Annotated in this window: 6 protein-coding genes; 5 read left to right on the top strand and 1 reads right to left on the bottom strand. The window is 71.3% G+C overall.

All coding sequences use genetic code 11. The features are described 5' to 3' along the window. The 4 genes from MOJ79_RS18680 to MOJ79_RS18665 all read left to right on the top strand — a co-directional run. A partial coding sequence (locus MOJ79_RS18680) for a hypothetical protein (protein ID WP_241925515.1) occupies positions 1-621 on the top strand: 621 nt, incomplete at its 5' end. A gap of 88 nt (positions 622-709) precedes the next feature. Further along, positions 710-1,081 carry a threonine/serine exporter family protein gene (locus MOJ79_RS18675; protein ID WP_241925514.1) on the top strand — a complete coding sequence of 124 codons (372 nt, stop codon included), beginning with the start codon at positions 710-712 and terminating at the stop codon, positions 1,079-1,081. Then, the gene (locus MOJ79_RS18670) at positions 1,081-1,236 is read left to right on the top strand and encodes a hypothetical protein (RefSeq protein WP_241925513.1); all 156 of its coding nucleotides are present in this window, start codon (positions 1,081-1,083) and stop codon (positions 1,234-1,236) included. Before MOJ79_RS18675 ends, MOJ79_RS18670 begins: the two co-directional genes overlap by 1 nt. Further along, positions 1,226-1,579 carry a DUF2513 domain-containing protein gene (locus MOJ79_RS18665; RefSeq protein ID WP_241925512.1) on the top strand — a complete coding sequence of 118 codons (354 nt, stop codon included), beginning with the start codon at positions 1,226-1,228 and terminating at the stop codon, positions 1,577-1,579. The genes MOJ79_RS18670 and MOJ79_RS18665 overlap by 11 nt, the downstream gene beginning before the upstream one ends. A gap of 6 nt (positions 1,580-1,585) precedes the next feature. Here the strand turns inward: MOJ79_RS18665 and MOJ79_RS18660 are convergent, their stop codons facing one another. After that, positions 1,586-1,798 carry a hypothetical protein gene (locus MOJ79_RS18660; RefSeq protein ID WP_241925511.1) on the bottom strand — a complete coding sequence of 71 codons (213 nt, stop codon included), beginning with the start codon at positions 1,796-1,798 and terminating at the stop codon, positions 1,586-1,588. Here MOJ79_RS18660 and MOJ79_RS18655 point away from each other — a divergent pair. Then, positions 1,797-3,707: tape measure protein (locus MOJ79_RS18655; RefSeq protein WP_241925510.1), on the top strand; the 1,911-nt coding region annotated here is incomplete at its 3' end. The two genes, MOJ79_RS18660 and MOJ79_RS18655, sit on opposite strands and share 2 nt — an antisense overlap.

Here is a 3,707-nt window from a genome sequence, read left to right as displayed (position 1 = left end):
AGCTACTCGGGCCAGCGCCTGACCGACCTGCAGCTCATCAAGAGCAAGGACGGCGAGTTCAGCTGCACGCTCGAAGATCTCTCGGCCGAGAACCTCGAGCTGTCGCTGTTCGGTGTGACCAGCTCGGTGATCGCCGGCACGGTGACCGCCGAGGCGCTGCCTTCTGGCATCGCCGTCGGCGAGACGCGACTGCTGGCGCGCCAGTTCGTCTCCAGCGTCGTCGTGACCGACTCGTCGGGCACGCCCAAGACGCTTCCCAGCGCCCAGTACACGGTGCATGCGGCGCAGGGTGCCATCACGTTCAACGACATCACCACCGGCGGCCCCTACGTGCAGCCGTTCAAGGTCGACTACAGCTACGGCGCGGCCAAGACGACGGCGATGTTCCGCAGCGCCCAGCCCGAGGTGTGGCTGCGCTTCGACGGCATCAACACCGCCGACGGCAACAAGCCGGTCATCGTGGACCTGTACCGCGTCGCGATCAACCCGACCAAGGACCTGTCGCTGATCTCCGACGAGTTGCAGCGCTTCGAGCTGTCCGGACGCGTCCTCGCGGACGTGACCAAGCCCTCCGACGGCAGCCTGGGCCAGTTCGGCCGGCTCATCCTGCAATCCGCCTGAAGCAAGGCGCTGATCCGGCGCACCACGCCAGCGCATCGCTGGCGCGGTGCCGGAAGGACAACCGACCATGCAAGACCACTCGGCCGCAGTGCCCACCGTCATCGGCCCGGTCAAGGTCAAGGACCTGCCGGCTTTCCTGGCCGCCGTCGAGCCCATTGCGCGCGACCTGGCTGCAGGCGACATCCTCGCTGCGCTCGCACGCCACGCCGACGCTCTCATCACCGCCACGGCCATCGGCGCTGGCGTCGAGCGCGCCTGGCTCGAGCAGCAGGACGCCGACGTGCTGGTGGACCTGGCCGCGCGGGTGGTGGAGGTCAACGCGGATTTTTTCGTGCGCCGGGCGCTGCCGGCGATCGCGCAGGCGGCCGAGCGTCTCGCCGCGATGCCCGCAGCGACCGCCTCTGGTGGCACGAGTGGGTCGCCAGCCTGGTCGCAGCCGGCTTCGCCTACGCCGATGTGATGGACATGCCGTGGCCGCTCGCCCGCGACTTCTCGGCGGCGTGCGCCCGCATTGCACGCGACAGGCTGCTCGAGGCGGCCGTCGCCGCGCGGGCGGCGCAGGCCGACGCGAAGGACTGGAAGCAGTGGGTGAAGGAGATGCAGCGTGAAGCGTGAATGGGATCTGATCCGGCTGATCCTGACGCGCATCGAGGCTGAAGGGGATCTGTCCTCGCGCTGGTTCGCGGACCGCTTCCCGCAGTGGCCGGCCGAGGCGGTGAATTACCACCTGTGGCTGCTCATCCAGGCGGGGCTCATCACCGGCCATTGCAATGCCGACGCGCCGCGCGCCGGATTTGTCTGCTACGGGGTGACGCTGACCTGGGCCGGGCACGAGTTCCTCGCCGCCGTGCGATCGGACACTGCATGGAGCCGGATCAAGGCGCGGCTTGCAGAGCGGTCCGTCGATCTATCGCTCGACGCGATCATCGCCGCGGCGCGCTCCGCGTTGGGTGGGTGAAGGAGGTCAGCGGGTGAAGCGCTCGTCCGTCCAGAACAGCCAGCCGAGTGCGCGCTTTGCGCGACGCGAGCCCAGGCCGCTGGCGACCGACAGTGCGATCACGGCCACCAGTGCCGTCGCCATGACGGCCCACCACCACCCAGGCAGGAACAGCACGGCGAACACCGCACCGGCCATTACGAGCACGTACCAGACGAACTGACCGAGCAGGCCGAGCATGGCAAAAGACCTCGAAGTCGCGCTCAGGATCACGGCCAAGGATAGCACCGGCGCTGCGCTGGGCAAGACGCGTGCGGGCATCGAGTCGATCTCGCGTCAGCTGCAGGCCGCGCGCAACGCCTTCCTGGCCTTTCAGGGCGCGCTGGGCCTGCAGTCTGGCCTCGCGGGCCTGGTGCGGCTGGCCGACGAGGTGCAGTCGGTCAATGCCAGGCTCAGGCTCGCCACCGGCTCGCTGCGCGAGTTTGCGCAGGCGCAGCAGTTCGCCTACCGCGTCGCCGCGGCCACCGGCGCCGGCTATGCGTCGGTGGCCACGCTCTATGGCCGGCTCGCGCAGACGGCGCGCGACTACGGCCTGTCGCAGCAGCAGATCGCGCAGACCACCGAGGCCACGGCGCTCGCGCTCAGGGTCTCGGGCGCCTCGGCCGCCGAGGCCGCGTCGGTGGTGCGCCAGTTCTCGCAGGCGCTGGGCTCCGGCGTGCTGCGCGGCGACGAGTTCAACTCGATCATGGAAAACGGCGGCCGCCTGGCGCAGGCGCTGGCCGACGGGCTGGGCCTGCCGGTGGGCGAGCTGCGCGCGCTGGCCGAGCAGGGACTGCTGACCACCGACGTCATCACCCGCGCGCTCACTCCGCAGCTCGAGAAGCTGCGCGCCGAGGCCGAGCGCATGCCGCGCACCGTCGGCCAGTCCGCATCGCAGCTCGCTGATGCCTTCGGCCGCGTGGTCGACCGCCTGAACACCGCCACCGGAGCGACGGCGGGCATTGCCGGCGCGATCAGCGCGGTGGCGCGCAACATCGAGCAGGTGCTCGGCGTCGTGGCGGTGGCTGCCGTGGGCGCGCTCACCGCCGCCACCGTGCGCGGCGGACTGGCCGTCAAGAGCTACGTCGCAGGTCTGCTCGCGCGCATCGCCGCCGATCGCCAGGCCGCCATCGCCGCGCAGGCGCTGGCCGCCCACGAGGTCGCCAAGGCGCAGGCGATGCTGGCCTCGGCCAACGCCGCGCTGGCCAACGCCAGCGGCATGGCGCGCCTGGCCATCGTCGAGCGCCAGCTCGTTCCCGCCAAGCAGCAGCTCGCCGCCGCGCAGGCTGCGCTCACCGCGGCGATGGCTGCAGGCACCGGCGTCGCGCGCGGTCTGTCCACCGCACTGGCCTTCGTTGGCGGTCCGCTGGGGCTCATCCTCACGTTGCTGTCGGCCGGCGCCGCCGCGTGGGCGCTGTGGGGCAGCCGCGCGCAAGACGCCACCGACAAGGCCCGCCAGTCGGCCGAGCGCGCGCAGGAAGTGCTTGCGCGGCGCGATCGCGAGGCGCGCTACGGCAGCGGCGATGCGGCCGCGCTGCGCGAGGAGATCGAGCGCCTCGAGGCGCTGCAGCGCGTGCGCCAGGAGACGCTTCGCACCACCTATCGCGGCCGCGCCTCGCCACAGCTCGCACAGCAGATCGACGAGGACGCGCGCCAGCTCGAGCGCTATCGCGCCGCGCTTGCCGAGATCGAGGCCAAGGAGCGCGAGACGGCGGCGGCCAGCTACGACACCTTCGGCCTCAAGGGCAAGGCCATCGAGCAGTTCGTCGACGGGTTCCGCGCCAAGATCGACCCGCTCAAGGCCGCGCTCGACGAGCTGCGCAAGAAGTACGAGGAGGCGCGCAAGCCGATCGACTCGGCCGAGTTCCGCCGCGACGAGGCCGTCATCCGCGCCGCCTTCGCCAGGAAGGCCCCGGCCGCCGAGCGCACCGACGCCGCGCGCCTGGCCGCCGCCAAGGACGCGCTGGACGCCGAGCTCGCGCTCATCGAGGACAACCTGCGCCGCCAGAAGGCCGCGCTCGAGGCCAGCCTGCAAGACCGGCTGGTGTCCGTGGGCGAGTACTACGCGCGCAAGACGGCGCTCGAACAGCAGGGCATCGACGCCGAGATC

Source organism: Calidifontimicrobium sp. SYSU G02091 (assembly GCF_022631395.1).
Taxonomy (GTDB): Bacteria; Pseudomonadota; Gammaproteobacteria; order Burkholderiales; family Burkholderiaceae_C; genus Calidifontimicrobium; species Calidifontimicrobium sediminis.
The sequence above is the reverse complement of the archived record's forward strand: the minus strand, read 5'-3'. Positions and strand labels throughout refer to the sequence as shown.